Annotated in this window: 18 protein-coding genes and 1 pseudogene; 11 read left to right on the top strand and 8 right to left on the bottom strand. The window is 38.8% G+C overall.

The window, feature by feature from the left end:
- Positions 1 to 160: 160 nt before the first annotated feature.
- The 4 genes from NST93_RS11730 (at position 161) to NST93_RS11715 (ending at position 5928) form a co-directional block, all read left to right on the top strand.
- The gene (locus tag NST93_RS11730; protein WP_405097216.1) at positions 161 to 2230 is read left to right on the top strand and encodes a catalase; all 2070 of its coding nucleotides are present in this window, start codon (positions 161 to 163) and stop codon (positions 2228 to 2230) included.
- Positions 2231 to 2492: 262 nt separating this feature from the next.
- Entirely contained in the window at positions 2493 to 3839 is a 1347-nt protein-coding gene (locus NST93_RS11725) for an alkaline phosphatase (protein WP_405097214.1), read from the top strand.
- Between the two features lie 315 nt (positions 3840 to 4154).
- The gene (locus tag NST93_RS11720) at positions 4155 to 4415 is read left to right on the top strand and encodes a hypothetical protein (RefSeq protein ID WP_405097212.1); all 261 of its coding nucleotides are present in this window, start codon (positions 4155 to 4157) and stop codon (positions 4413 to 4415) included.
- Between the two features lie 349 nt (positions 4416 to 4764).
- Positions 4765 to 5928 carry an IS256 family transposase gene (locus NST93_RS11715; protein ID WP_405097210.1) on the top strand — a complete coding sequence of 388 codons (1164 nt, stop codon included), beginning with the start codon at positions 4765 to 4767 and terminating at the stop codon, positions 5926 to 5928.
- Between the two features lie 375 nt (positions 5929 to 6303).
- Here the strand turns inward: NST93_RS11715 and NST93_RS11710 are convergent, their stop codons facing one another.
- On the bottom strand, positions 6304 to 7332 hold the full coding sequence (locus tag NST93_RS11710) for a sugar ABC transporter substrate-binding protein (protein WP_405097208.1): 1029 nt from the start codon (positions 7330 to 7332) through the stop codon (positions 6304 to 6306).
- A gap of 26 nt (positions 7333 to 7358) precedes the next feature.
- Positions 7359 to 9065, bottom strand: a complete 1707-nt coding sequence (locus NST93_RS11705; protein ID WP_405097206.1) for a methyl-accepting chemotaxis protein — start codon at positions 9063 to 9065, stop codon at positions 7359 to 7361.
- A gap of 224 nt (positions 9066 to 9289) precedes the next feature.
- Here NST93_RS11705 and NST93_RS11700 point away from each other — a divergent pair, with 224 nt between their 5' ends.
- Positions 9290 to 10456 carry a YeiH family protein gene (locus tag NST93_RS11700; protein ID WP_405097204.1) on the top strand — a complete coding sequence of 389 codons (1167 nt, stop codon included), beginning with the start codon at positions 9290 to 9292 and terminating at the stop codon, positions 10454 to 10456.
- Positions 10457 to 10610: 154 nt separating this feature from the next.
- On the opposite strand, the gene opuFB is transcribed toward NST93_RS11700, so the two are convergent.
- The 3 genes from opuFB to NST93_RS11685 form a co-directional block, all read right to left on the bottom strand.
- Positions 10611 to 12125, bottom strand: coding sequence for an osmoprotectant update ABC transporter permease/substrate-binding subunit OpuFB (opuFB, locus tag NST93_RS11695; protein ID WP_405097202.1), 1515 nt, complete (start codon positions 12123 to 12125; stop codon positions 10611 to 10613).
- On the bottom strand, positions 12118 to 13077 hold the full coding sequence (locus NST93_RS11690) for an ABC transporter ATP-binding protein (protein WP_405097200.1): 960 nt from the start codon (positions 13075 to 13077) through the stop codon (positions 12118 to 12120). The genes opuFB and NST93_RS11690 overlap by 8 nt, the downstream gene beginning before the upstream one ends.
- Before the next feature lie 715 nt (positions 13078 to 13792).
- On the bottom strand, positions 13793 to 15274 hold the full coding sequence (locus tag NST93_RS11685; RefSeq protein WP_405097198.1) for an aldehyde dehydrogenase family protein: 1482 nt from the start codon (positions 15272 to 15274) through the stop codon (positions 13793 to 13795).
- 167 nt (positions 15275 to 15441) lie between these two features.
- Between NST93_RS11685 and NST93_RS11680 the strand changes: the two genes are divergently transcribed.
- Positions 15442 to 15615: a hypothetical protein gene (locus NST93_RS11680; protein WP_405097196.1), complete on the top strand. Its 174-nt coding sequence runs from the start codon at positions 15442 to 15444 to the stop codon at positions 15613 to 15615.
- 117 nt (positions 15616 to 15732) lie between these two features.
- On the opposite strand, the gene NST93_RS11675 is transcribed toward NST93_RS11680, so the two are convergent.
- Positions 15733 to 15921, bottom strand: a complete 189-nt coding sequence (locus tag NST93_RS11675) for a hypothetical protein (RefSeq protein WP_405097194.1) — start codon at positions 15919 to 15921, stop codon at positions 15733 to 15735.
- Positions 15922 to 16027: 106 nt separating this feature from the next.
- Positions 16028 to 17116: an NAD(P)-dependent alcohol dehydrogenase gene (locus tag NST93_RS11670; protein ID WP_405097192.1), complete on the bottom strand. Its 1089-nt coding sequence runs from the start codon at positions 17114 to 17116 to the stop codon at positions 16028 to 16030.
- 1041 nt (positions 17117 to 18157) lie between these two features.
- Between NST93_RS11670 and NST93_RS11665 the strand changes: the two genes are divergently transcribed.
- From NST93_RS11665 to NST93_RS11655, 3 genes and pseudogenes are all read left to right on the top strand, one after another.
- Entirely contained in the window at positions 18158 to 19528 is a 1371-nt protein-coding gene (locus NST93_RS11665) for an FAD-dependent oxidoreductase (RefSeq protein ID WP_405103858.1), read from the top strand.
- 212 nt (positions 19529 to 19740) lie between these two features.
- Positions 19741 to 20193, top strand: a complete 453-nt coding sequence (locus NST93_RS11660; RefSeq protein ID WP_405097190.1) for a hypothetical protein — start codon at positions 19741 to 19743, stop codon at positions 20191 to 20193.
- 581 nt (positions 20194 to 20774) lie between these two features.
- Positions 20775 to 21040: pseudogene (locus NST93_RS11655) on the top strand (PhzF family phenazine biosynthesis protein); the annotation flags it as partial.
- Between the two features lie 238 nt (positions 21041 to 21278).
- Here the strand turns inward: NST93_RS11655 and NST93_RS11650 are convergent.
- A complete protein-coding gene (locus NST93_RS11650; RefSeq protein ID WP_405097188.1) occupies positions 21279 to 22178 on the bottom strand; it encodes a LysR family transcriptional regulator in 900 nt (299 codons plus the stop codon).
- Between the two features lie 126 nt (positions 22179 to 22304).
- Between NST93_RS11650 and NST93_RS11645 the strand changes: the two genes are divergently transcribed.
- Both NST93_RS11645 and NST93_RS11640 read left to right on the top strand, forming a co-directional pair.
- Positions 22305 to 22853 carry a flavodoxin family protein gene (locus NST93_RS11645; protein ID WP_405097186.1) on the top strand — a complete coding sequence of 183 codons (549 nt, stop codon included), beginning with the start codon at positions 22305 to 22307 and terminating at the stop codon, positions 22851 to 22853.
- Between the two features lie 36 nt (positions 22854 to 22889).
- Positions 22890 to 24092 carry an MFS transporter gene (locus tag NST93_RS11640; protein ID WP_405097184.1) on the top strand — a complete coding sequence of 401 codons (1203 nt, stop codon included), beginning with the start codon at positions 22890 to 22892 and terminating at the stop codon, positions 24090 to 24092.
- The last annotated feature ends 498 nt before the right edge of the window (positions 24093 to 24590 follow it).

The following is a 24590-nucleotide window of genomic DNA, read 5'->3' as shown; positions in this document are numbered from 1 at the left end:
ACCTCCTTAGAAATAGAATTTCCGAAAGTTTCGCGTTTACTCGGATGAGTTGATTTCAGCGTAATTCCGCTTTCGTTTAAAGACCTGTTTAGGAAGGGATGTGGCCGGGAAAGAGTCAACTATGTGTAAAAAATAGTTGTGCCAAAGGATGTGTATAAACATGGAAAATGAAAAGAATGAGAAATACGAACAGAAACCAGCAGACAAGAAGGATGCACAGCTCAATCAGGAACGTAAAGAAAATACTGGCGAGGACAAAAAACTGACGGATGATAATGGTGTGAACGTATCGAATACCGAAACGACTTTAAGAGCAGGAAAACGCGGTCCTTTGCTCTATGATGATTTCCATTTTTATAGAAAACAGACGCATTTCAACCGGGAGCGTATTCCTGAAAAGGTAGTCCATGCTCGTGGTTTTGGTGTACATGGTGAGTTTGAAACGTATAAATCACTTAAACATTTGACGAAGGCTCATTTCTTGCAGGAAGCGGGACGAAAAACGCCTGTATTTACTCGTTTTTCTACCTTCCAGGGAAGCAAGGGTTCGAAGGATACAGCAGTAGATATTCGCGGCTTTGCTGTAAAATTTTATACTGAAGAAGGAAACTATGATTCATTATCCCTTCAATTCCCAGTGTTTATTGTGTCAGATGCAATGAAATTCATGGATGTTGTTCATGCAGCGAAACCAAATCCTGCTACAGATATTCCGCAAGCAACAACAGCTCATGATAACTTCTGGGATTATGTTGCAAATAACCAGGAATCCGCACATATGGTAACGTGGCTGATGTCCATGCGCGGACGCCCAAGAAGCTGGCGTACGATGGCGGGCTGGCCAATTAATACATTCCGTTTTGTTAATGAACAAGGAAAATCCACTTTTGTCCGCTTTAAATGGCAGCCGAAGCTCGGGGTTCATTCACTGCTCTTAGATGAAGCGAATATTATTGGCGGAATTGACCCAGACTTCCACCGCAACGATATGATTGAAGCAGTGAAAAAAGGAGCCTTTCCTGAGTATGAGCTCGGTGTTCAGCTGATTGAAGAAAAAGATGAATTTAAGTATGACTTTGATATATTGGACGATACGAAGTTTTGGCCTGAAGAAGTTGTTCCCGTTGAACTAATTGGAAAAATGACCTTAAACCGGCTCGTTGATAACTTCTTTGCGGAGGAAGAGCAAGCTGCATTTGATCCGAGCAGCCTTGTACCTGGAATTGATGTCACGAATGATCCAGTTCTTCAGGGAAGAGCTTTTGCTTACCGTGATACGGAACTTTACCGCCAAGGTTCGGCCAATATCAATGATATTCCAATAAACCGGCCGATTAATCAAACAAATACGAACCTTAGAAACAGCTATCAGAAGCATCCAGTTGATACAGACGCTGTTCATTATCACAATAACTCCCTTGCAGGAAACACACCGGGAGAAGCGAGTGAAGAAGAGGGCGGCTATGTTAACTATCCTGAAAATGTGGAAGGGCATAATACAAGGGAGGTTCCGAGTGATTCCTTCGAAGATTACTTTTCCCAACCACGTATGTTCTGGAACAGTTTATCAGCTGTAGAGAAGAAGGATCTGCTGGAAACACTGACATTCCACTTGCAAAAGGTGAAGTCACAGTCTGTACGTGAGCAGAATGTTAATATGTGGGTGAATGTCGATAAAGAAATGGCGACAGCACTTGCTGATAAACTTGGTGTCGAGCATCCAGCAGGATCCCATGTTGCTGTAAATGAAAGCTCTGAAGCAATCAGTCTGGAAAATATGCCGCATTCGGCTTCAACAAGAAAAGTTGCTGTCTTGATTGGGGATGGCTTTAATGAGGAAGAAGTAGAAAAAACTTTAAGCGAATTTCAAAAACAAGGTGTATTCGTCCATGTCGTCAGTAATCAGCTTGGCGAAGTGAAAGGGGCGAAAGGAATGCCGCTCCAAGTGACAGATACTTTTCTGACTGCACATCCGACGCTCTTTGACAGTCTGTATGTTGTTGGCGGAGAAAGCAAAGAACAGCAGGTATTTGATAACCATGTGAAAGAGTTTGTAAATAACCAGTATAAATACTTTAAGCCGATCGGAATCGCAACTACAGGAGAAAAGTATTTCACAGCTCCAAGTAAAGATGCTGCATCTGGAATTGTATTTGCTGGAGATAACAAGAACTTTGCAGAGGAATTTGTCGCTGCAATCGCGAAAGCCCGTTTCTGGAATAGAAAATAAGCAACAGGAAATAGTATGTAAAAGAAGATGCCTTGATACGGAATCCCTCTTGCAGGGAGAATACGTATACAAGGCAGCTTTTTTATAAGTAGGTATTTGGATATAGAATTGAACTTATATATGCCCTCCTTAAGAACCGGATAATGGAAGGATGGTATTTTATTCCTAAAAAAATTTATACTATTTTAACTAGCTCTTAATCTCTCTTCAATATCTATTCGTTATTCTTAGATTGAAGTAAAATATTGAGAGGAGAGGTTAGATGTTTGATAAGGGTAAAAAACTTGTTGCTGTACTGCTTATTACTGGGATCGTATTAGCTGGGTTAAGTTTAGGAGCGGTAAATGCTGCGAAGCCGGATCATGCGGAAAGGAACAATAAAAAGGTGGAAAACATCATCTTTATGATACCAGATGGTTTCAGTGCAAACTATGCAAGCAACTATCGGATCTATAAAGGGGAAGAAGCTGTATGGGATGAGCATCTGAAAGGCATGTTCACTACATATTCCGCTGATTCTGCTATTACCGATTCTGCTGCTGCCGGAACAGCGATGGCAACAGGTGTAAAAACCAATAATGGTGTCATTGGTCTGGATACGGATGGAAATGAGCTTCAAACCATTTTAGAGACATCCAAAGAAAATGGGAAATCATCTGGCCTTGTAGCAACTTCTACAATTACACATGCAACACCAGCTTCATTTGCTTCTCATGTGGAAAGCCGTAATAATGAGACAGAGATTGCTGGGCAATTGCTTGCTAACGAAGTAGATGTCATCCTCGGCGGCGGAAAGAACAATTTCTTGCCTGCCTCTCAAGGTGGAAATCAAGAAGAGGTTAACTTAATCGAGCATGCGAAGGACAATGGATATCAATTTGTTGAAACGCAAAGTGATTTACTAAATAATAAAGATATTGCACTTCAAAAAGGAGAAAAGCTTCTCGGATTATTTGCAGATGATGCACTTGCTCCGGAACTCCATCGCGCGGAAACAGAAGAGCCGAGCCTCGCTGAGATGACAGGTGCTGCAATAGATATCCTGAATGAAAATAAGAAAGGATTCTTCCTTGTAGTTGAAGGCAGTCAAATCGACTGGGCAGGCCATGCGAATGATGCGGGCTACGCGATGACAGAAATACAGGCATTTGAAAAGGCAGTAGAAGAGGCAATTAACTTTGCTGAAGAAGATGGCCAAACACTTGTCGTTGTAGCTGGTGATCATGATACAGGCGGAATGACAACAGGTTCCAATGATTCAATGGATTTAAATGCTGGTACATTAAGTGACATTACTGCTACAGGTGACTTCATGGCGGCTTCATTAGATACAGACCGCTCAAACGTGAGTGATGTAGTAGAAACATATACAGGATTTGAATTAACAAACGAAGAGATTCAAGCAATTCAAGATGCAGACAATGCTGCACTGGCTATTAATACGGTAATAAGTGACCGTGCAAATATTGGCTGGACGAGCACGAATCATACAGGAGCAGATATTCCTGTCTATGCTTACGGCCCACAAGCGGATAAATTTTCTGGATTCCTTGATAATACAGACCTGCCGAAAAAGATGGCTGAAGCGATGAAACTGAAATTGAAGTAGACATGGAATGGAGTAAAAGGGTTGAGTTTAAATAAGGAAGCTGGGACATAAGATAAAGAATAGATTAAAATCCGAACGATATTTTAAATCGTTCGGATTTTTTATAGAGTGCTGATTAATTTAGTTCAGAATATATAAAAGTCAGTGAGAGCAAGAAAAGCGTTGAACTGTCTATAGAACGTTTCTATCAGACAGTACCAGCAAGAAAAGCGATGAAACCGTCGATGAGCAGCTTTCTATCAGACAGTGCCAGCAAGAAAAGCGTTGAACTGTCTATTAGAACGTTTCTATTAGACAGTCCCAGCAAGAAAAGCGTTGAACTGTCTATTAGAACGTTTCTATCAGACAGTGCCAGCAAGAAAAACGTTTAACTGTCTATTAGAACGCTTCTATCAGACAGTCCCAGCAAGGAAAGCGTTGAAACCGTCGATGAGCAGCTCTCTATCAGACAGTGCCAGCAAGAAAAGCGTTGAACTGTCTATTAGAGCCTCTCTATCAGACAGAATTAGCAAGGTAAGTGTTGAAACCGTCGATGAGCGCCTCTCTATCAGACAGTACCAGCAAGAAAAGCGATGAAACCGTCGATGAGCAGCTTTCTATCAGACAGTACCAGCAAGAAAAGCGTTGAAACCGTCGATGAGCAGCTCTCTATCAGACAGTGCCAGCAAGAAAAACGTTTAACTGTCTATTAGAACGTTTCTATCAGACAGTCCCAGCAAGAAAAACGTTTAACTGTCTATTAGAACGTTTCTATCAGACAGTACCAGCAAGAAAAGCGATGAAACCGTCGATGAGCAGCTTTCTATCAGATTAAGCCCTTATAATTGTGTAAATTGATAAAGACTCAAGACATAAAAAATGAGCCATATTAATTCCTTTGATACAATGTTTTTAACCACAAAAACAATTCAAGGAGGAATTAATAATGACTCACATTCAGTTTACCCTAAATTTTGATGATTTAAAAGAGAAAATCCTAGAATCTAGTCTTGATGATATTCTAAAATCAACGATGGTTCTGATTCTAAATGAATACATGAAACAGGAACAGTCGGACTATTTGAATGCCCAATCTTATGAACGTTCCGCTGAGCGTCGTGACTACCGAAATGGCTATTACGAACGGGAATTTCTTATGAACATAGGTAACGTTCCTTTACGGGTTCCTCGCACGCGAAGTGGAGAGTTTCATACAACTGCCTTTGAAAAGTACGAACGCAGCGACCAAAGTTTTCTATTGGCTTTGGTTGAAATGGTTGTGAATGGTGTATCCACACGAAAAGTGACGAACGTGGTCCAACAACTGTGCGGTGAAAGTGTTTCTAAATCTTTTGTCTCTTCTCTAACGGATAAGCTTGATCCTGTCGTGGAAGAATGGGCCGATCGTTCTCTTGGTGACATCTATTACCCTTATGTATTTGTAGATGCCATGTATATCAAGGTTAGAGAACATGAAAGAGTGGTCTCCAAAGCTGTCTATATCGCAACGGCTATTGGGGAAGACGGAAAGAGGCATGTGCTTGGTTTTAACGTAGATCATGAAGAGAACTACGAAGCCTGGAAAGATTTCCTGTCCCGATTAACTAAACGTGGTCTACAGGCACCAAAAATGGTTATTTCGGATGCCCATGAAGGTCTTAGAAAAGCCATTCAAAGGGTATTTGTTGGCACGTCTTGGCAACGTTGTACAGTTCATTTTAAACGGAATGTGCTGGATGCAATGCCAAAAAAAGGTATGCAGGAGGCGAAGAGTGATTTCAAACGAATCTATGATGCTGCCAGTCAATCAGAAGCACGTAACCTAAAGGATGCATTCATCAAGAAATATGAAGACAATCCTAAATTAGAAAAAGCTATTAAGACCTTAGAGAATGGCTTTGAAGATACCATCCAATATCTAGCTGAGCCTCATATACGGCATAAATTTATAAGGTCCACCAACTCTCTAGAACGTTTAAATCAGGAAGTACGAAGAAGGGAACGGGTCATTCGTATTTTTCCGAATAATCAATCTGCATTCAGGCTAATTGGTTCCATTTTGATGGACTATGATGTGGCCGAACAAAAGAAAAAAGTGCTTTACAAGTAAATCGCCCCCACCAAAACGCGCGCGAAAATTTTATTTGTTTGGAAAGGGTACCCTTTCCAAACAAATAAAATTTAATATATAACCTGGTTAAAGACTATCAAAGAGGAATAGTGAATTTACACAGGAATATGGACTTGACTTTCTATCAGACAGTACCAGCAAGAAAAGCGATGAAGCTGTCTATGAGAACGCCATCTGTCCAGAAAAACAGAGTTACTTCTGAATTAAAAGTATCAGCATTTTTTATCAACTACTGAAAGGTAACGTTAATTGGTTTCTCTTTGATGGCGTTGGTATTAGTTATGTCCCTATCTTCTTATTTTGGCTTATCCTTACTTGTGAATCTAATAAAAAATGCTGCACGAATTACCGTGCTTATTTAATATTTTCTTTTGTGAGTATTTGTGGATCGAGCAAGATAGCTGGGATATCTTCTTGGCCATTATTTACGGTTGTATCTGTCTGAATATCTTCACCGTTTGCCAATTTCATTGCCATTTCAGCGGCTTGTACTGCAATAACTTCCATTGGTTTTTCAACAGTCATTGTTTGTGTTCCGGCTTTTATCCGGTCAAGTGCATCTTTTTCAGCATCCTGGCCAGATACTGGAATTTCTCCAGCTAATTGTGCTGCTTCCAGTGCGCGGATTGCTCCTCCTGCTGTTCCATCATTTGCTGCGATAACCGCATCGACCTGACCACTGTTTTCACTTAAAATCTCTTTCATGTTTTGCTCGGCTATAGCTGGCTCCCAATTGTCTGTATACTGATCAAAGATAATATTTATATCTCCAGAATCAACAAGTGGCTGCAGAATGTTCATTGCTCCATCCCTTAATAAAACAGCATTATTATCAGACTCAGCACCACCTATATACACATAATTTCCCTCAGGAGCATGTTTTAGAATTTCTTCTGCCTGAAGTTCTCCTACCCTTGTGTTATCAAAAGAAATATAGTAATCAACAGCTGCATTTCTGATTAAACGATCATACGAGATAATTTTGATTCCTGCTTCGTGTGCTAATTCAACAATTGGTGCAGCAGCTTCTCCATCGAAAGGTACCACAACTAGAACATCCACACCTTCTTCAATCAAGAGCTCTGCTTGTTTAATTTGTACTTCCGTATGGCCATTTGCTGCAAGTGTCTTTACATTTCCGCCTAAGTTAATGATTTCATTTTCAAAGGCTTCCTTATCTCCATACCAGCGTTCATCACGAAGGGTATCAAGAATAAAACCTACATATACCTTTTCTTCGTCATCAACAAGTTTTATTTTTTCATTTTCTGACGGTTTTTTAGATGAAGCACTGTCAGAATCTGAACATCCTGCCATAACGAGACATAGCAATAAGCTAAAAACAATCCATTTGAATCCTCTATGTTTGGCGAATAAATTCACTTTATTTTGCTCCTTTACAAGAAAAATTAGAGTTTAAATCTTTGAATCAATCCATTCATTCTCTCAACCATGCCGGCCAATTCTTTTGCACTTGAAGAAATCGTATCCACCGACTTCGCTTGCTCCTGTACGGATGCTGATATTTCTTCTGATCCTGCAGCAGATTCCTCAGAAATTGCGGCAATCTGTTCGACAGATTCGTTGATCGTGTTGCTGGAGGTTTCAATGGTTTGGAAAATGTTTGATATTGTTTCTATTTTACCTGTCATCTCTTCTACTTTTACATTAATTTCAGAAAAGCTTTCCCCAGTTAACCCCATTTGTTCAGCGCCTTTATCCACTTCCGTATAGCCATGGTTTAGCTCCTCGGATATTTGGGCTGTTTCTTCTATTATCGAAAACACGATATCACTGATTTTGGTGACGGATTGAGCAACTCCATCGGACAGATTTCTGACTTCTGTTGCTACAACAGTAAACCCGAGACCTGCTTCGCCTGCTCTTGCTGCTTCAATTGAAGCATTCAATGCCAGCAAGCTCGTTTGATCTGCGATAGACTGTATCACATCGACGAGTTCTGTAATTGATCGTGTTTTGTTCTCAAGACTTGTAATCTTTTCTAATGATTCTTTCATTATTTCATGAATAACGACCATTTGCTGAATCGTTTCCTTCATGAGCTTATCGCCGCTTGTCGATGCGGTGAGCACCTCATTGGAAAATGTATTTAGTTCATTGCTATGCTCACCAGCGCGAATGACTTCTAGGCTGAATTGCTGTGTGCTCTCAGAAATCTCTACAGAATTATCTGCTTGGCTGGCTGCACCTTTCGCCATTTCTTCAATCGTAGTAGCAACTTGTTCACTGCCAGCATTTACTTCCACAGAAGATTCCAGTAATGCCGCGCTCTGCTGATCCACTTCTTTTGAAAGATCCTGAATCTCAGAAATCATTTCACGTAAACTGCTTCCCATATGATTCATTGCGGTTGACAGTTGTGCGAGTTCATCTTCCCCCTTGACAGGCAATGGTTTAATATTCAGATTTCCACTCGCAATTTCGCCGCTATGCTGAACAATATTGCGTAAACCGCCACTGATATTTCGGCTGATAAAGAATAATAATATAATCGAAATAATAATTGAAACTGCTGCAGAGAGGATTAAAATAAACATAACTTTCTTCAAATCACTTTGCGCCGTGCTTAATGATTTTTCACTTTCTTCGTTTGCAGTGTCCATGAGCTGCTGACCTAATTCTGCAGTCTCATTTTTAAGTGCATTTGCAACCTCCTGCAGTTCAGCAAATTCATCTGTATTGATTTGCTGTACATTAGGAACAATCATGCTGAAGAAGTATTGATCCAATTCATGATTGTTTGCAATCATTTGGTCAAAGCTTGATAACTGCTGTTTATTTAAGAGAGGTTTAATGTTTTTAGCCACTTCCACAAATTCTATACTTTTATCCATATACTGTGAAAGCATCTCATCATCGGATAACAAGATATATTCCGGGATAAATAAATACTTCTCTTGGTAAATTGAAACAAGTTCCCCTGCATCGCTCGAAATCTCATTTTTCGCAGTCGTATCCTGCATTCTGTTATCCGTTGTCTGTAAAAAGGAAAACGTGATAAAGATGGATGCAATGAATGCTAATGCCATAAAGGAAAATACAACAGTGTATTTACCGCCAATCTTAATATTATGCCAAGCAAATTTTCTTAACAATAGAATCCCTCCAACCAAGCCTATGTTTACTATTAACTCATGCTTTATATCGGCTTGATTTGGCTTTAATGTAATCAGCTTTTTACAATCGTTCACTTTTCCGAATGCATTGATTCCTTATTTGTTTCATGTTTTAATATAAATTAATCATTAATCGGCAGTGTGAACAGGGCAATGTATCCCAGAAATTGGCATTTAAAAGGCAGATAGGAGGGTAGATTCCCTTGGAGAAAACAATGACAAAAAATAAACCGCACTTTTTATTAAACATATTGCCTGGGCTTTTGCTATGTATTGCAGTCATGCTCGGTGGGATATACGGGGCAGAGCTGATTGGGGAAGGTTTAAAGTCTGCCGGTCTGTTATCTGAAAGCAGTCAGACACCGATTTCGGGAATCTTTGTTGCAATTATACTTGGTATTATGATTCGAAATCTGATTGGGCTTTCCGATGTTTTCGTAAAAGGAATCTCTTTTTCTATGAAATATGTATTACGGGCAGGGATTATTCTGCTCGGCCTTCGATTAAGCTTAATGGAGGCACTGAAACTGGGAGCATTCGGGGTACCTCTCATTATAGCCTGTATATCTGCCGGTTTGTTTGTGACACTTTTTTTAGCTAAGAAGATGAATCAGTCCATGCGGCTTGCAACTTTAATTGCCAGTGGCACGAGTATTTGCGGCGTGACTGCGATTATGGCGACCTCACCTGTAATCAGGGCGAAGGAGAATGAGATATCTTATGCAGTAGCTAATATTACATTATTTGGATTAACAGGAATGTTGGTGTATCCATTCTTGGCAAATTTTCTGTTTGCAAATGACGCGGTCAAAGCAGGGTTGTTTTTAGGCACAGCCATTCATGATACGGCACAGGTTACAGGTGCAGCATTGATTTATGATCAACTTTTCCAGACGCATCAAGTGGTAGAGACGGCAACTGTTACGAAGCTGACCAGAAATTTATTTATTATTGCGATTATCCCTTTCTTATCTTATTTATTTTTTAGTAAGTCAAAAGCGCATGCCAGCCAAACGGAAGGCAAAGACCACAGCCTGCCAAAATGGTACACCTTTATTCCGCTATTCGTTATTGGCTTTCTGATTCTCTCTATTTTGCGTACGGCTGGGGACGCAACCTTGGACAGTACAGGAAGCGCATTCGGATTAGTCGCTCCGGACAGCTGGAGCAGTCTTTATACAAATCTTAGCTCGTTCGGAACGACATACCTTCTCGGAATTGCGATGGCAGGGGTAGGACTGTCAACGAATTTTAAGATGTTTAAAGGGCTCGGCTTAAAACCATTTTATATTGGTTTTGTTGCTGCAATTGCTGTTGGCCTTGTTAGCGGCAGTTTGGTATGGCTGTTTGGCGGGTTGGTGCAGTTGTAATCAATTCATGTATTTCAGTTTAAGGAAGCAGTGCTGAGATTTTCCATAAGATCGGTCCATTTGTACCCGCTTATACGAGAATCCGCTCATCCTAACAATAACCGAGATAGCTTCCTCTTTAATGAAAGCTGCCTCGGTTATTTAATGGGAGGAGTTATCTCATCCCGTTCCCCTCAAGAAATTCCTGTGCGACCTCAGCTGCACTTCTGCCCTCTACAGCTACTTGATAGTTCATTTCCCGCATTTCGTCGTCGGTTATTTTTCCAGCCAGCTGATTTAAAACACCTTCCAGCTCAGGGTATTCTTCGAGTGTTTCCTTTCTCATTAATGGCGCGCCTTGATAAGGAGGGAATAGTTCTAAATCGTCCTCCAGTACGGTGAGATTGTAGCGGCGCAATTCGCTATCTGTCGAATAGGCATCCAGTAAATTAATATCATTTTGTTCAATTGCTGTGTAACGGAGCTTCGGTTCCATCGTTACAAGGTTGGGAAATTCGAGATGATACAGCTCTTGGATTCCGATATAACCATCTTCGCGGTCGGTAAATTCTAAGGTGAATCCAGCAGCTATTTCATTTTCCAAACCTCGTAAATCAGAAATTGTTTCTGCTTTATGCTCTTCAGCAAATGTTTCGGATACAGCTAATGCATACGTATTATTAAATTGCATTGGTTCTAATAAAACAAGATTGTGATCTTCGGATAAGCCAGACCGTGCTTGTTCGTATACTTCCTGCTTATCATTGCTTAACGCTGTATCATTTAAAAATTGCGTAATGATCGTACCAGTAAATTCAGGATAAATATCAATATCACCTGAAACGAGAGCATTGAATAAAAAGCTCGTTTTTCCAAGACCAGGCTCTAATTCCACGATTAAATCTGTTTCGTCTTCAATTAGAATTTTGTACATATGAATTAAAATCTCCGGTTCCGAGCCTAATTTACCTGCAATGACAAGGCTGTCTTCGTCTCCTTTAATCAGATGGGGGACGACAGAGATGCCAATCGTTAAGACGGCAATGATTCCAATTGTTGCAAGTGACTTTTTATAAGAAAGCTTCTGGATTCCCCGTAATACAATGTCAAAGAGAATTGCAAGTAAGGCCGCCGGGATTGCTCCAAGCACAATAAGGGCAGAGTTATTACGATCGATTCCGAGCAGGATAAGATCCCCTAAACCTCCTGCGCCAATCAATGCAGCAAGGGTCGCAGTTCCGATAATTAACACCATCGCAGTCCGAATACCTGCCATCATAACTGGCATGGCGAGTGGCAATTCCACTTTCAGCAATCTTTTCCTTGTGTTCATCCCCATTGCCATAGCTGCCTCGATTAAAGAGGCATCGACTTCTTTTATCCCTGTGTACGTGTTTCGGAGAATGGGGAGCAGGGCATAGATGACTAAGGCAATAATAGCAGGGATTTTGCCAATTCCAAGCAATGGAATGAACAGGCCCAATAAAGCCAAGGAAGGAATCGTCTGCAGCATCGCAGCAATCCCAATGATGCTCTCTGCCATGCGCGCTTTCTTCGTTAAATAAATGCCGAGTGGAACAGCAATTAACACTGCAAAAAACAGGGCAATAAAAGAAATCTGAATATGTTCAAGGAGTGCTTGAAACAGTTCATCCTGGCGATTTTGAAATACTTCTATAAAATTAGTCATTGTTATTTCCCCCTTCAATCATATGTTGAGAGAAATAATGGATCATCATTTGTCTGTCCACAACGCCAATTGGCATTCCAGCTTTTTCAACGGAAAGATAATCATGCTCCGCTAATTGTTCCAACACTTCAGCTAATGGTGCTGAAGCGGAGATAGCTGGGATATGCTGTTCCGTCAGCAAAGGCAGGGGGCGGATGAACTTCTCCAGGTCAAAATGTGTTTCTGGATGATGGACCCCTCCAACAAAATCGCTGACAAAGTCATTTGCCGGCTCGTTAATCAGTTCATCTGGTGTTCCCAGCTGAATGACCTTGCCATCCTGCATTAAACAAATCCGATCTGCCAGCTTAATCGCTTCTTTTATATCATGAGTGACAAACACGATCGTCTTCTTAATCGAACGCTGCAGATGGATAATATCTTCTTGCAGCCTTTCCCGGCTGATTGGATCTAATGCGCTGAAAGGCTCGTCCATTAAGATGATTTCCGGATCGGCCGCTAAAGCCCGGACAACGCCAACACGCTGCTGTTCGCCGCCAGAAAGTTCATGGGGCATCCGGTTTCGGTACGTAGCCGGGTCAAGACCTACCATATCCAATAATTCAGTTACACGGTTCTGGATTTTTTCTTTATTCCACTGTTTTAACTCTGGCACGATGGCAATATTTTCTTCAATTGTCATATGGGGAAATAACGCAATCTGCTGTAAAACATATCCAATATTCCAGCGAAGTTCGTCGATTTTATAGTCGCTGATTCTCTTTCCATCAATATAAATTGTCCCTTTTGTTAAGGGGATGAGGCGGTTAATCATTTTTAGTGTAGTCGTCTTTCCACTGCCACTTGGACCAATTAAAACAAAAAATTCGCCCTGTTGTACTGTAAAGCTGAGTGCATCGACTGCAGCTGTATCACTATTGTATTTTTTAGTAACATTTTCAAATGAAATCATTCGGCTGAATACCCTTTCTGTATAAAAGTTGGTACATTTCTTTTAGCCTAACAGGACTTGGATGAAACCTCAAAGAAAAAAGAAGATAGATTTAAGATGATATGTAAGCTGGAAACAGTTAGCTGCAGAGAAAGAAGCAAGCATTTGATATTCTCTATTTATAAAGACAGAGACATAACGAATGCCAACAATACAAAAGCCGAACAGTATAAAATAGAAAGCATTTCATGTTAACTTTTAATAGTTGATAAAAAGTGCTGATAATTTTAATTGAGAGTAACTCTGTTTTTTTGGACAGATGGCGTTCTCATAGACAGTTTCCCCGTTTTTTTGCTGGTATTGTCTTATAGAGAGGCTCTCATGGACAGTTTTACCGCTTATCTTGCTGGTATTGTCTAATAGAGAGGTGCTCATAGACAGTTTCCCCGTTTTTTTGCTGGTACTGTCTTATAGAGAGGCTCTCATGGACAGTTTCCCCGTTTTTTTGCTGGTACTGTCTTATAGAGAGGCTCTCATGGACAGTTTCCCCGTTTTTTTGCTGGTATTGTCTTATAGAGATGTTTTCATGGACAGTTTCATCGCTTTTCTTGCTCCCACTGGCTTTTATATCTTCTAAACTAAATTAATCAGCACTCTATATAAAAACCGAACGAAGGTGTCGTTCGGTTTTTAATATATTAAATTTCTTTTGTCTCAGGCTCTTAAGGAAAACATATTATTTTGGAATATAAGCTAAATCTAATTCTTTCGGAGAATTAATAATATGTGTTTCTACATAGGATAGCAATCCTTCTTTACCATATTCCCGTCCTACCCCGGATTGTTTGACACCGCCAAATGGGAAGCGAACGTCCAAGCCTTGAACTGCTGCTGTATTAATCATCGTTGTGCCGGCTTGGATGCGCTGTGCAACTTTTATTGCATGTTCTTCCTCTCCCCAAACAGAGCTTGTTAAGCCGTAAATGCTGTCATTTGCCAAGTTGATTGCATGCTCATCATCATCAAATGGCAAAATCGGGACGGTTGGTCCAAATTGTTCTTCCGTAACAATAGGGTCTTTATAATCCGCACCAAGCACAACAGTTGGCTGCATGAAATAGCCTTCATCATAAATAGAGGAATCCAATACTTCGCCTAATTTAATCACTTCAGCGCCTTTACCTTTGGCATCATCGATTAGATTCTGAACAAATTCCACCTGTTTTTTATTATTTACCGCTCCAATGGTGACATCATTGTTAAATGGATCACCAACGCGAATCCACTTATTGGCGGCTTCAATATATTTTTCAATGAAGGAATCATATATTTTTTTATCCACATAAATTCGCTTGGCAATCATACAAATTTGTCCGGCTGTTAGAAAATTGGAGATGACCAGGCGACGCATTGCTTCCTCATCATTGACATTAAAGTCATCCAAGATAATCGCAGCATCATTCCCGCCTAATTCTAATGTCATGTGCTTGATCGTATCGGCTGCTGCCTTCATAATATGTTTTGCTGTTTCTGTTCCGCCGGTAAACGCAATTTTGTCTACTTTCGGATTTGATGTCAGCTCTACACCAACATCTGCATCCCCATGTACCATGTTCAGGACACCAGGCGGAAATTCATTTGCAATAATTTCAAGTACCTTGCTCACTGCTAAAGGAGCAAGCGGACTTGGTTTTAATACCATGGTATTCCCAGCTAACAAGGCAGGCGCAATCTTTATTGTGGATAATGAAATGGGATAATTCCACGGTGTAATTGCTGAGACAACCCCGATGGCATCCTTGGCAATGATTGTCTTCCCGCCATCCTCATGCTTCTCGACTTCGTTCTTTAGCACCTCTTCTGCATTGTCACAGGCAAATTCCATCCAAGCTAAGGAAACACCCATTTCACCCTCTGAATCATAAAGCGGTTTTCCATGTTCTTTAGAAAGTAATGTGGTGATCTCAGGCGTAGCATCTTTCATTTTCTGTATTGCTTTCCTCATTCGTTCTACACGGTCTGTGATGGGGGACTGTCGCCAATTTGTAAATGCATCATGTGCTGCATCGATTGCTTGAATCGTTTCCTCTTTCGTATTAAGCGGGGCATAGCCAACAATTTCTTCTGGATGTGCTGGATTTTCTCTTGGGGAATGCGCTTCACTTTTATGTTTCTGGCCATTAATAATTGCATCGATAACGATAGGTTGTTCTGACATGGATATCCTTCCTTTATATAAATATTTGTTTGAGTTATTGTACCCAATTCTTTTTCCCTTATTACCCTCGTATAAAACAAATGCTCTTAAATTTGAAAAATATAGATAGCTATATAGGATACAACCATATTATAATAAGAGTATGCCGCACGAAGAGGAGACACGATATGTCAGAGGAAAAAAAGCTTACTACGAGAGAAATCGTACAACAGCAGCTGGAAAGAAAAAAACAAGCACAAGCTAATAATAAGAGCACCATAAAAGGCAAAGGCTCAGCAAAGCATATGAAAAGCCAACTAGCGAAGAAGCCGAGCATGACCCGGCGTAAAATGGGAAGTTAGTGATTGACGAATAAAAGGTATCGTCCATCTATGAACGATACTTTTTATTTTTTAAAAGCTTACAGATTCATATTTATTTAAGTTCCATTCTGGTTTTCATCATAAAAAGTGGCCTGCCTATTGTGGTGTGTCAAATTCCCGATAGGCATCCTGATATTTCCCGCCTGAAGCAACCTCTGCATGGTACAAAGCTTTAAGTGCAAAACCTTTTTCAAGATCATGTTCTTTCATTATATTTTTTAGCTTTTCCTGCAATTCCTTATTATTTTTTACTAGCTTCTTCATGTGAGATGTATAATATTTCATTTGCTTGTCTAACTCCTTTTGTATTCAATTATGCAGTAATCATACACTGGAATTTTAAAAAAGCAATAACCTGTCTTCTTATGAGCAGGTTATTGCTTTTGTTAAATTAACTGATTTTTACAATTGGCTTAATTGCTCCGCCATTTTTCGAGTCTTCAAATGCCTCATTGATTTGATTAAACTCGTAGAACTTAACTAATTTATCGAATGGGAATAATCCTTGCTTGTAGTATTCAACAAGCTCTGGGATAAATAGCTGTGGTATGGCATCTCCTTCGATGACACCTACCATTGTTTTACCCTCTGCCATCAGGTCTTCATGGACATTTAATTCCATTTTAGGTGTAAAGCCAACAATAGCTAATTCACCAAGCGGGCGAAGTGCTTGTAATGCTTGACGTACAACAACAGGCACTCCAGTTGTATCAATACCATAATGTGCCCCGCCGTTTGTGATTTCTTTAACTTTTTCGACAACATCCTCATGTTTACTGTTAATGGTATGTGTTGCGCCAAGTTCTTTCGCAAGTTCTAAGCGGCTATCATGAATATCTACCGCGATAATATGTTTACATTCTGTTATATTTGCTGCCATTACTGCACTCAAGCCAACTGCTCCAGTACCGTAAATAACAATTGTACTTCCAAATTTCGGTTTCAACTTATTTAATACAGTACCGCTTCCCGTTTGGATTCCGCATCCAAGTGGTCCAAGTAATGCAATATCAACATCTTTATCCACTTTTACGACGTTTCTTTCATTTGCTACAGCATACGTACCGAAAGAGGATTGTCCGAAAAATGTAGATAGTTCTTGCTCACCTTGATAGAGACGGTGTGTTCCATCTGCCATAATTCCGCCAAAGTTTAATGCAGTAGTATGTTCGCAAACCGTTGGATGTCCAGTTAGACAGTTCTCACAGTGTCCGCAAGAAGAAAATGATAGAACAACATGATCTCCAGGTTCCACTGTTTGCACACCCTCACCAACTTTTTCAACGATACCTGAACCTTCATGCCCCAGCACGAGAGGGTATGGTGTAGTCGCTTCATCACGTGCAACTGCATCTGTATGGCATACACCAGAAGCAACGATTTTTATTAGTACCTCGTTTGCTTTCGGCTCCTGTAATTCCACCTCTTCGATTTGAAAATCTTCTTTCTGGCCATGCGTTACGGCTGCTTTAATCTTCATCTGATGTCATCTCCTAAGATTTGAATTCGTACAATATAATTATAAGACTAGCATAAACTTAATGCAAAATACCTGCTTCTTTCGTTGTGTGTTTATCGTTTGTATTAAAATGCTTACCCTACTAATTATCCCAAGATGGGGGAGGTATATTCCTGTAAATGTGTTTTTGTGATGTTTGAAGTAATATACAGTTATGAGATGGTTTGGCCTTACTTATCACGTGCTCTGTTTTGTGTAAAAGAGGAACGTGCAGTAGTTTAAAAGGTGGTCAATCGCCTGCCGCCTTATGGGGAATGATACGAAAATTTTATCCTTATATTATGGCATAACAATACGGATATTGCGTTAGGGGCTGGAACATAATTAATACCAGCCAATTAAAAGATGAACATTAGAGAATAGAAAGCTCTTCATGTTAATTTTTTATAAAGGGGATAATAATTCATAATTGATACGACGTGCTGATAATCTCAATCAAGAATTACACTGTTTTTTTCTGGACAGATGGCGTTCATATAGACAGTTTCCCCATTTATCTTGCTGTTATTGTCTTATAGAGAATTTCTCATAGACAGTTTCCTCGCTTTACTCACTCCCACAGGCTTAGAGAAGTGTTCTCATCCACCGTAAAAGAACAATCCTGAATTCTTCGGGCAGGGAGAATACTTGTCAAAGACAGTTTTTCGAAATCCAATTTTATATTGTCTAAGTGCAATCTTATTCATATTGAAAGATAGGAAATAAATATAAAAAGAAAATCTGTTTCAAGAAGTACTTGAGTTAAAGGTGCTGGATATGAATAAGTTTCAGGGAAAATAGACCTTCATATATGTGCTAATTTATTTATGTGCAGTATGTTGTAGGTCTTTTGCTGCGCCAGAAATATAATGCTATTCTATATACTAAAGCTATTTTAACAGCCCTAAAGTTAATTTTTAAAAACATTTCAATATACATTGTGAAATAGTGAACAATGTGATATATTATATTTACAACATGAATATGTGAAATTCTGAACAAACAATTGGAGGATGATGAATGATGAAAGTAGCTGTTATTGGATGTACACACGCTGGAACTGCAGCGATTAATAATATAGTGAACCTTTACCCTGAAGCACAGATTGATGTTTTTGAAAAAAATGATAATGTTTCGTTCTTATCTTGTGGGATTGCCCTTTATGTAGGTGGTGTCGTGAAGGATCCGAATGGGCTATTTTACGCTTCTGTGAAGCAATTCGAGCGGCTCGGTGTAAACATGCATATGAATCATGAAGTGACAGCATGCAATCTAAGTGAGAAGCAGCTTCAAGCAAGAGATATGAAGACAGATGAAATAAAAAATTATAGCTATGATAAGCTGATTATTACTTCCGGTTCTTGGCCTGTAACACCGCCAATTCCAGGTGCTGATTTAGAAAATGTCGTTTTATGCAAAAACTTTGACCATGCAAAGGAAATTATTAAGCGCTCTGAATCTGTTCGCAATGTTGTCGTTGTTGGGGCAGGCTACATTGGGGTAGAGCTCGTTGAAGCATTTGAAGAAAACGGTAAAAACGTCACATTGATTGATAGTGAAGAGAGAATTTTAAGTCGTTATTTAGATGACACATTTACGACTCCTGTTGAAGCAACACTTAAACAGCGGGGAATTGAACTTGCGCTTGGTCAAACCGTTTCCCTATTTGAAGGAAGCGGGACTGTTGAAAAAGTAATTACAGATAAAGGAGAATATAACGCAGATCTAGTCGTAATGTGTGTTGGATTTAGACCAAATACAGGGCTGGTTAACGGGCAAGTGGAAATGCTGGACAATGGAGCAATTATCGTTGACGGGTATATGCGAACAAGTGTGAAAGATGTGTATGCTGCAGGTGATTGCTGTGCTGTACCTCATAATGCAACGAAACAGCCTGCTTATATTCCATTGGCAACGAATGCGGTAAGAATGGGTACACTTGTTGCTCATAATCTTGTGAAACCTGTCTTGGAACATCCTGGAACACAAGGAACCTCTGGTTTGAAAATTTACAATCACAACATTGCTTCAACAGGGTTAACTGAAAGTGCTGCGAAATTAGCGGGACTGTCAGCAGCAAGTGCCTCGATTGAAGATAATTATCGCCCAGAATTCATGCCGGAAAACGAAGTGATCCAATTAAAGCTTGTTTATGAAACGGAAACACATCGCATTGTTGGCGCACAAGTCATTTCGGATGCCGACTTTACGCAGGCAATCAACACGATAAGCGTTAGTATTTCCAACCAAATGACGATTGAACAATTGGCACTAACCGATTTCTTTTTCCAGCCACATTTCAATAAACCAGTAAATTACCTGAATCAGGTAGCATTGAAAGCAATGGCAGACGAAACTGAAAAGGCGAGAAAACAAGAACAAGTACGAGTATAAATGATAAAACAAAGCCTGAACATGTGAAAATACTTCGCATGTTCAGGCTTTTTATTTTGGAGCTATAAACTGCTATGAGGAAGGCGTGAAGATATTAGCTGCAGGTGACATCCATATGAAGATATCAAATGATTACGATGAGAGCAGATGTTTAATATATTGCAGCAAGGGAATTTAAAAGGTAACTAATAAATATGGAAGGAAGATGTTCAGTGGCAATGACAATGGAAAAACAAAAAAAGGCAAAAACAGGATTAATTGTAGCTGGAGTAATTGCAGGAGCTTCTTCACTCATTCTTTTGAATAGCAATGCACGCGAGAAAGTGAAAGATACTTCTAAGAACATGAAGGATTCCGTAAACAAATATGCAACAACAATTAAAGAAGATCCAAATGGTATAAAGAATGCCATTATCACTCGTGTTCAAAATGCTACAGATATCTCCAAAGAGGCACTGAATAAAATACAGGAAGTTTTGGATACACAAGTTAAAGATATTAAAGATACAACTAAAAATGTAGTTGATGAATCAAAAGAGGTAATGTCTTCCGTGAAAGACGCAAAGGGTGATTTAGCCGATGTGAAAGATAGAGCAGTAGAGGCAAAGGATCAGTTGCTATCTGCGAAAGATGACGTACAGTCAAAAGCTGAGTCCAATAGCTAGGTGACGGCAAAAGGCTAAAATAAAGTAAGAAAAGATTTAGTTTTTGCTGCTACCTAAATAATAGAATAAAAGACTGAAAACCCCTTTAATGTTTATCCCCCTTTCTCTTGGAGAAAGGGGGATTTTATGTGCAGGAGAAAATACACAATACTTTTTAAGATTTTAAACCATTTTTTCCTACTCCGTTAACCTATTCTTTGCAGGTCAAAAATAACATAGCCGATAACACTGTGTAAAAATTTTATCTTTGTTCATTAAATTTCTTATTTAATTATCGAGTATTTTAATTGTATAGGTGATTTTTTAGCTGATTCCTTTGTAAAAACAGCTTTTTTTACTTTAAAAAAGTTAGCAGTGTTATGATTTCTTTACTATTTTAAGCATCTACATTATAGTTTTGGACCAGGAACAGCTCAACAAAAGAGGATTGATATCAATTAGTAATTGATTGCTGCTTTATATCAGAAGCTGTCATGCCAACAGCTTTTTATTTCAATAGGGTAGGCAAGGTTGTGAAGAAGTGTACTTAAACAAACGGTGCAGGTTAGTTTAACAGTGTTTACAATACGCTTGGTCCATTTACAGGTACTGGGATGTTGCAAATACCGATAAACCAACTTGATGCTTTTCAAAAAATGAAACCCAAGAATAAGCAGTTTCCTGAAATCTTAAAGGAAATGCCTAAATCACTGTTCATTCTTTTTGTATTGAAATGTATGATTCTAATGCTAATGTGCAAGCTCGACACTTTTCTTCACCATTTTCGGGAACAATTGAAGATGCAGTAACTGGTACAGCTTCTGGGGTAATGGGAGCTTATTATGCAAAATACATAAAACATATTTTTTACACTTAAAGTAACCAGCTAATCGTTTGACAATATCATATTGAGTTAGTTTTTGGGACACATTCACAGACAAATGATGATATTTAGCAATAAAAATATCTGAGCGTATTAGAAACGATCCTAGAAAGTTACTCGGTCTATAAAATAAGAAAAACTGTATCTTTTAATAAAGAATACAGTTTTTTAAAATTAAAAGGAAATTTAAAATAATGCCCATAAAATTATGTTGTAGTAGTCCCTATCTAAATTCAGTTTTCAAAGTTCTTCGAGTTAACTCTATAAAAGATTGTAAAGGAATTGTCATTTCCTTATCTTTATGCCAAGCAATTTGAGTGAAAAAAGGGGGAGTAGATTGCTCCCATTTGATCTCTTTCATGCGACCTTCCTCAATATCACGTCCTACTACCATTGCTGGTAATATTGCTATTCCTAATTCAGCAATGACACATTGTTTAATTGCCTCAATACTAACAAATTCAAATTTATTAGCAGGGAAAACATTTGCTTCCCGCAAAGTATCTTCTAAAATCGTACGATAAGAGCATCCTTTTTCGGTTAAAAGGAAGGTTTCCTCTTCCAAGTCTTTTGTAAAAACTTCTGCTTTATTTGCTAAGGGATGCCCGGGAGAAGCTACGAGCTTCATTTCATCCTGAATAAGGGCTTCCATGTTTAGTGAATCTCCTGGTTTAACTACATCCATTATGAAAGCTATATCAAGATTACCTTTCAATAATTGTTCTTTAGCCAACTCATCGGAATGAGCAGGTTTAAAAACCAGCTTAACGTTAGGAAACTGTATTTTAAATTCCTTAAGTATTGGAGGAAGACGGTATGTACATTGGCTTTCTTGTGCCCCAATTATAAGGGTGCCCGAGGGCTCTTTTACCCCGCTAGTTACTAATCTTGCTTCCTCCGAGAGAGCAATCATTTTTTCAGCATAATTTTTAAACTGTCTTCCAGCTTCTGTTAAATATAATCTCTTTCCCAGTCGCTCAAATAACTTTGTATCTAGCTCTTTTTCAAGGGATTTAATTTGTGCTGTCACACTGGATTGGGCAAATTTTAGTATCTTCGCAGTTTGTGTGAAGTTTAAATTCTCTGAGGCAGTTTTAAAAGTAATTAATTGTTTTATCTCCAACTTAGTCACCTCTTTAAATCGGAATTTACGATTGATTATATCGAAATAATTATCTTTATTGATTTGTAATCCCATTATAAGATAAAAGTAATCAAACAGCAAATTAATATAAAGGAGCAATCAGCGATGACAATCGGAATTATTTATGGAGGAACTCGGCCAAACGGAAATACAGAAGCTCTAACGGAACGGGCAGTTCAAGATTTACCTGTAGAAAAGATATATTTAAAGGATTATAAAATTAAACCAATCGAAGATCAGCGACACAATCAAAGGGGGTTTAATGAAATAAATGACGATTATGACAATATCCTTGATCGTATACTTCCTCATGACATTTTGATATTTTCAACACCTATTTACTGGTTCAGTATGTCTGGAACAATAAAACTCTTTATTGATCGCTGGTCACAAACGTTAAAAGATCCAAATTATCCTGATTTTAAAAATGCAATGTCATCCAAAAAAGCGTATGTGATTGCTGTAGGAGGCGATAATCCGTTATTGAAAGGATTACCAATGATTGAACAATTTCAGTATATTTTTGATTTTATAGGAATTTCCTTTGAAGGATATGTACTTGGTACAGGAAATAAACCAGGGGAAATTTTTAAAGATAAACAAGGATTGGCTGTTGCTGGTCAAATCCAAAAAACTTTAAAAGCTAACAGATAAATAAGTGAACTACATACGAAACAGGGGGTAAAATTAGTGACTTTTAAGATGTTAAAAATAGGGAACTTTCGTAATTTCTTTATTTCTGAAATCATCTATGCTTTTGGAGTAGGGATGAGTACAGTAGGAGCAAATTGGTATTTAATGGACCAAACAAGCTCTACTGCAGCAGTTGGATTGATGCTTGCTTTAAATGTTATAGCAGGGTTTCTCATTTCACCAGTTATAGGAATATTAACAGATCGATTTAATCGAAAAACAATTATTATTTGTACTTATTTAATTCAGGCTTTTTCAATACTTGGTATTGCAGGCTTATTTTTATTAGATGAGTTTAAGGCTGGGTATCTTTATCTATTTTCCATTATAAATGGAATGGGTTGGACGACATACATGTCAACATCAAGAAGTTTATTACAAGAATTATTAACGGATAGAGAATTAATAAATGGTAATTCCTTAGTGGAAATCTGTTTGCAGGTTGGAATGTTTACAGCAGGCGGGGTTTCAGGCATATTTTATCATTACGCCGGATTTGAATTCATATTGTTTTCTAATTCAGTTGCGTTTATTCTTAGCAGTATTTTTATATATAGGGTCAAACATGATTCTATCATAAGAGAAGATAATGATGATTCTATGTATACGAGTTTTAAGGAAGGAATTAATTATTTTATAGAAAAGCCTAACGTGTTATTTTTAGGGATTGCTGCAATCGTCCCTTTGGTTGGCACGATGATGTATAATGTTGTCCTTCCAGAATATGTAAGCAATACTGTGAATGGTAATTCCATTGCCTTTGGACTATCAGATATGTTTTATGGAGCGGGTGGATTTTTGTCGGGTCTGCTCGCAGCCCCACTTGCTAAAAAGATATCTAGTAATGCAACGATAATGTTATTTTTCCTTGTTTCAATCAGTATTTTATTTGCTTTGGCATTTAATAACTATATCATTATTTTATTTTTAGCCAGTCTGTTATTTGGACTATGCAATTCTTCGCTTAGAATTTTAATGAATACAGCTATTATGGAAATGGTTCCTAAGTCTTTAATGGGAAGAGCAATGTCCGTTTGGATGGCTATGTCTCTTGTTCTACAGGCAGTAATTTCTCCTGGACTAGGAGTCTTAATAGATCGCTTCTCGCCCAAGTTAGGTTTTATCTGTTTAAGTGGTTTAATGCTTGTTGGGTATGTAATTTATCGGTCAGTAATAAGGAGAAGAGCGACTATCTTTTAAGATAATATAGAAAAGGAAAAGGGGATGCTGAAAAATAAATAGTAAAAAAGGTCCTACGAAGGGACAACTTCAGCGGCTCAGGACATTGGGTATCTATTTGAAACAGGTAATCCTGGGGTTAAAAAGAAAATGTAAGAAATAAGAGGGACAGACGCGAAATGAATCCATAAAAGAATTAATTATCCTGTAAAGGGTATTTGGAATATACGGTAAAATAGGTTGTAGGCATTGTGAATAAATATACTTAAACGCCCTCAGATAGATTCAATTTACTCGTAAATGCTCGCTTATTCGCAGGATTTCAAACCACTTTTCAGAACAATAACGGATGAATGGGATGGGTATTGGTAATAAAGGCTATATGAAGGCATGCTGGAATAAAGGAGTTATAAACTCCAAATATTCTAAAGTATATACTGCACGCATTCCCATGCCACCCCTGGAGGCTATCCCTCCCATGTCTCAATGGGTCTAACAGGGCAGAATTGTCTAATAGTG

Source organism: Oceanobacillus sp. FSL H7-0719 (genome assembly GCF_045040795.1).
Taxonomy (GTDB): domain Bacteria; phylum Bacillota; class Bacilli; order Bacillales; family Amphibacillaceae; genus Oceanobacillus.
Note: the sequence above shows the minus strand (reverse complement) of the source record. Positions and strands in the feature narration are given on the sequence as shown.

Bases quoted from the DNA above. Each gene is read 5' to 3' on its own strand.
- NST93_RS11685 (WP_405097198.1), bottom strand. From the start codon at position 15,274: ATGTCAGAACAACCTATCGTTATCGATGCAATTATTAATGGCCAGAAA.
- NST93_RS11690 (WP_405097200.1), bottom strand. From the start codon at position 13,077: ATGATTTCATTTGAAAATGTTACTAAAAAATACAATAGTGATACAGCT.
- NST93_RS11670 (WP_405097192.1), bottom strand. From the start codon at position 17,116: ATGAAGATTAAAGCAGCCGTAACGCATGGCCAGAAAGAAGATTTTCAA.
- NST93_RS11725 (WP_405097214.1), top strand. From the start codon at position 2,493: ATGTTTGATAAGGGTAAAAAACTTGTTGCTGTACTGCTTATTACTGGG.
- NST93_RS11675 (WP_405097194.1), bottom strand. From the start codon at position 15,921: ATGAAATATTATACATCTCACATGAAGAAGCTAGTAAAAAATAATAAG.
- NST93_RS11645 (WP_405097186.1), top strand. From the start codon at position 22,305: ATGACAATCGGAATTATTTATGGAGGAACTCGGCCAAACGGAAATACA.
- NST93_RS11680 (WP_405097196.1), top strand. From the start codon at position 15,442: ATGTCAGAGGAAAAAAAGCTTACTACGAGAGAAATCGTACAACAGCAG.
- NST93_RS11715 (WP_405097210.1), top strand. From the start codon at position 4,765: ATGACTCACATTCAGTTTACCCTAAATTTTGATGATTTAAAAGAGAAA.
- opuFB (WP_405097202.1), bottom strand. From the start codon at position 12,125: ATGACTAATTTTATAGAAGTATTTCAAAATCGCCAGGATGAACTGTTT.
- NST93_RS11665 (WP_405103858.1), top strand. From the start codon at position 18,158: ATGAAAGTAGCTGTTATTGGATGTACACACGCTGGAACTGCAGCGATT.
- NST93_RS11730 (WP_405097216.1), top strand. From the start codon at position 161: ATGGAAAATGAAAAGAATGAGAAATACGAACAGAAACCAGCAGACAAG.